The organism is Streptomyces sp. NPDC127092, from assembly GCF_042722475.1.
Lineage (GTDB): Bacteria > Actinomycetota > Actinomycetes > Streptomycetales > Streptomycetaceae > Streptomyces.
Map to the genome: position 1 here is coordinate 1 of NZ_JBHXFE010000445.1, position 1,002 is coordinate 1,002.

The 1,002-nt window shown below is 75.0% G+C and carries 1 protein-coding gene and 2 pseudogenes; 2 read left to right on the forward strand and 1 reads right to left on the reverse strand.

Annotated features, from left to right (window positions below):
- A pseudogene (locus ACFWJO_RS41160) lies at positions 1-225 on the reverse strand (hypothetical protein); the annotation flags it as partial.
- 48 nt (positions 226-273) lie between these two features.
- Between ACFWJO_RS41160 and ACFWJO_RS41165 the strand changes: the two are divergent.
- Both ACFWJO_RS41165 and ACFWJO_RS41170 read left to right on the forward strand, forming a co-directional pair.
- Positions 274-567 (forward strand): annotated as a pseudogene (locus ACFWJO_RS41165) (hotdog domain-containing protein); the annotation flags it as partial.
- A 172-nt stretch (positions 568-739) separates the two neighbouring features.
- Positions 740-1,002, forward strand: a 263-nt coding sequence (locus tag ACFWJO_RS41170; protein WP_386873553.1) for an antibiotic biosynthesis monooxygenase, incomplete at its 3' end; no start/stop codon positions are given.

Below are 1,002 nucleotides of genomic sequence, written 5' to 3' on the forward strand. Positions count from 1 at the left end.
CTCCCCGACACCCCGGTAGTCGAACGTGACCGCGTGGAACCCGTGGCCGGCGAGGAACTCGGCGTAGCGCCGGTAGTACGTGGCCTTCACCCCGGTCGCGGGGGCGATCACCACCGCGCCGGCGGGCCGGGCCTGGGGCGCCGTCGTGGGGGCGAAGTGGCGGGCCGCGAGCACGAAGCCGTCGCGGGCGCGGAGGCGCGCGGGGGTGGAGGTGGTCTGCGTCACGCCGCCACCCTAGGCGCGGGGCGGCGCGACCTGCGACACAATGGGCCCATGACTGAGACCCCCCAGAGCTCGTCCGGCCAGAGCCGGGACGAGATCCTCGCCCGCCTCGAGGAGATCTACGCGAACGACCCCGCGGTGCGCGAGCACGGCGTCACCCTCGGCGAGGTGGCCGAGGGCCGCGTGGTGCTGCACCGCGACGTCACCGCGGACATGGTGAACTCCCACGAGATCTGCCACGGCGGCTTCCTGTTCCACCTCGCGGACTCGGCGCTGGCGTACTGCGTGGCGACCTTCGGCGCCGCCCCCGTCACCCGGCGCGCCGAGATCACCTACGTGGCGCCCGCCAGGCTCGGCGCGCACCTCGTGGCGACCGCCCGCCAGTCGGTGGAGTTCGGTCGCGACCGCATGATCGAGGTCGGCATCGAGGCGGACGGCCAGCTCGCAGCCTGGTTCACCGGCCACTCCACGAGCCCGCGGGCAGGGCGCGACGACGGCCGGTCCGGTCATCGAGTCGGTGGAGCTGCACGTGGCGGCGGGGGCGGAGGCGGCGTTCGAGGCCGCCGTCGCCGAGGCCGAGCCGCTGTTCCGGGACGGGGGCGCGACGTCCTTCGCGCTGTCCCGGCAGGTGGAGGACCCGGCGCGCTACCGGCTGCTGATCGGCTGGCGCACGCTCGAGGACCACACCGTGGCCTTCCGCGAGTCCGACTCGTTCCTCGCGTGGCGTGCGCTCGTCACCCCGCACCTGGCGCAGCTGCCGGCCGCGACCCACTGGTCCGC